The sequence below is a fragment of the Streptomyces palmae genome (assembly GCF_004684805.1).
Taxonomy (GTDB): Bacteria; Actinomycetota; Actinomycetes; order Streptomycetales; family Streptomycetaceae; genus Streptomyces; species Streptomyces palmae.
On record NZ_SRID01000573.1, the window covers coordinates 1 to 2,780 of the forward strand.

The following is a 2,780-nucleotide window of genomic DNA, read 5'->3' on the forward strand; positions in this document are numbered from 1 at the left end:
GCACAGGAAGACGGCGGGGTGGGCGGTGGCGTAGGGCACCCGGGCCAGTTTGGGGCGCAGCACCGTCTGGAGGCCCGCGAAGGCACCGCAGGCGGTGTCGCCGCCGACGTAGTTGGCGTTCCGGGCGGCCAGCTGCGGGGGGCCGGCGACCGCGCGGGCCAGCACCAGATCACGGAAGCCGGGGGCGAACCGCTCCAGCTGACGCTCTATCACCTCGGTGGCGTCCCCGGTCCAGCCGTGCGGAACGTGGCCGTAGGCCCAGAAGGTGTGCTTGCCGGCCGGGGCGCGGGTGGGGTCGATCAGGCTGGGCTGCGCGGTGATCAGGAACGGTACGGAGGGGTCGGCGCCCTCGACCGCGGCGTGCAGCGCGGCGTCGATCTCGGTGCGGGTGGCGCCGATGTGCACCGTGCCCGCCCGCCGGGCCTCGGGCGCGGTCCAGGGCACCGGGCCGTCCAGGGCGTAGTCGAGCTTGAACACGCTGGGGCCGTAGCGGTAGCTCCGGTAGGCGCTGCCCAGGCCGGCGATCCGGGCCAGCGCGGTCGGGGAGGTGTCGAAGACGTACGCCCGGGCGGGCGGCAGCTCGTCCAGCCGGCGGACCTCGAAGTCGGTGTGCACCACGCCGCCGTGGTCGGCCAGATGGGCGCCGAGGGCGTCCGCGATGGCCTGCGAGCCGCCGCGCGGCACCGGCCAGCCCACCTCGTGCCCGGCCAGCGCGAACAGCAGCGCGATGCCGCTGGTGGCCAGGCCGCTGGTGGGCGCGATGGCGTGGGCGGCCAGGCCGGCCAGCATGCCGCGGGCCTTCTCGTCCTGGAAGCGGCGGGCCAGCCAGTTCAGCGGCTGGATGGCGAGCATGCCGAAGCGGGCCCAGGCCACCGGGTCCTGGGGCAGCCCGAGCCAGGGTGTGCGCAGGATGTCCGGGGCGATGCTGTCCCAGTGCCCCAGGAAGGGGGCGAGCAGCCGGCGGTAGCCGCCGGCGTCCCGGGCGCCCAGGGAGGAGGCGGTCTCCCCCACCGAGCGGGCCAGCACCGCGGCGGTACCGTCCGGGAAGGGGTGGGCCATCGGCAGCTCGGGGTGGAGCCACTCCAGGCCGTACCGGGCGAGCGGCAGGGCGCGGAAGGCGGGTGAGCCCACGCCCAGCGGGTGCACGGCGGAGCACGGGTCGTGCCGGAAGCCGGGGAGGGTCAGCTCCTCGGTGCGTGCTCCGCCGCCGATCGCCTCGGCGGCCTCGAAGATCTCCACCGCCAGGCCGCGGCGGGCGAGTTCAACGGCCGCGGTCAGGCCGTTGGGGCCCGCTCCCACCACGACCGCGTCCAGCATCGACGGCACTTCGGTCCTCCTCGGCGTCGGGGGACCGGGCCTCCCGGTGCGCTGCTGAGGTCCGGTCAGCCGGCCTGGGCCAGCAGACCCAGAATATGCGCTGCGGTCGCCGCGTCCCGGGCCGCGGTGAAGGGCAGCGCGTTGCCACCGGCTATCCGGAAGGGCTCGCCCGCCACCGTGGCGCTGGCGCCGCCGGCCTCGGCGACCAGGAGCAGCCCGGCGGCGTGGTCCCAGGGGTTCTCCCAGGAGAAGGCCGTGCCGGCCAGCTGCCCGCGGGCCACCGCCAGGTACTCCAGACCGGCCGAGCCGCAGGGGCGCGGGGCCACGCCTTCGGTCTCCAACCCGGACAGGGCGCGCTTCTGCGCCTCGGTGGTGAAGTCGTAGTGGGAGATGGCGACCTCCAGCACCTGGCCCGGCTCGGGGGAACCGGCGGTCAGCGGCACGCCGTCGAGCACGGCGCCGGCGCCGCGGCGGGCCACGGCCAGTTGGTCGAGGGCCGGCGCGTACGTCCAGGAGGCCAGCACCTCGCCCCGGTGGGCGAGCGCGACCAGGGTGGCGAAGCCGGTGTCGCCGTGGACGAACTGCCGGGTCCCGTCGACCGGGTCCACGATCCACACCGGCGCGTCGCCGCGCAGCGCGTCCAGCACGGACGGGTCGGCGTGCACGGCCTCCTCGCCCACCACCAGGGAGCCCGGCAGCAAGGCCGTCAGCGAGGCGGTGAGGTGCTCCTCGGCGAGCCGGTCGGCGACGGTCACCAGGTCGTGCGGCCCGTTCTTCTGCACCACCTCGTGGTCGGCCAGCTGGCGGAACCGGGGCAGGATCTCGGCCTCGGCCGCCTTGCGCACCGCCTCCTCCACCGCGGACAGGTCACCGGTGAGAAATCGCTCAAGCATGGACCCATGGAACCATGCCCCACCGACAGCCCGTTTCCGGACGGAGGCCGCCGGGCGTCGCCGAGGTGAACAGATCCGTGCCCCCGGCCGGGCAGCGGGCGCAGGCCGCCGGGCGTCACTTGGGTGGCCACGGCCCCGGGCGTGGCCTCGCTGTCAGCGGCCGACCGCGTACCCCTGCATGCCGCGGGGGTTGGCGCCGGCCGCCAGCACGCCGGTCTCCGGGTCGCGGGCCACCGCGCACAGCCGGCCCTCGGACCAGGCGGGGCCGACCGCCACCCGGTGTCCGCGGCGGCGCAGCTCGGCCACGGCCCGCTCGCCGATCCGGGACTCCACGGTCACCGCGCCGGGCCGGAGGCCGCGCGGGTAGAAGGAGCTGGGGACGGCGTCGGTGTGCCAGTTGGGGGCGTCGATGGCGTCCTGGAGCGCGAGGCCGCCGCGGACCGGGTCGGCGCCCGCCAGGGCGAGCAGGAAGTGCAGCTGCCACTGGTCCTGCTGGTCGCCGCCGGGGGTGCCGAAGGCCAGTACGGGGGTGCCGCCGCGCAGCGCCAGGGAGGGGGTGAGGGTGGTGCG

At 76.3% G+C, this 2,780-nt stretch carries 3 protein-coding genes; all 3 read right to left on the reverse strand.

The genetic code is table 11. From position 1 onward, the window contains the following. Positions 1 to 1,317, reverse strand: a 1,317-nt coding sequence (locus E4099_RS31065) for a phytoene desaturase family protein (RefSeq protein WP_209446814.1), incomplete at its 3' end; no start/stop codon positions are given. 65 nt (positions 1,318 to 1,382) lie between these two features. Next, positions 1,383 to 2,210: an inositol monophosphatase family protein gene (locus E4099_RS31070; protein ID WP_135342440.1), complete on the reverse strand. Its 828-nt coding sequence runs from the start codon at positions 2,208 to 2,210 to the stop codon at positions 1,383 to 1,385. Between the two features lie 153 nt (positions 2,211 to 2,363). Further along, positions 2,364 to 2,780 (reverse strand): gamma-glutamyltransferase (locus tag E4099_RS31075; protein WP_209446813.1); only part of this gene is annotated, 417 nt, incomplete at its 5' end.

Coding starts and splice junctions, on each gene's coding strand:
- E4099_RS31070 (WP_135342440.1), bottom strand. CDS start 2,210: ATGCTTGAGCGATTTCTCACCGGTGACCTGTCCGCGGTGGAGGAGGCG.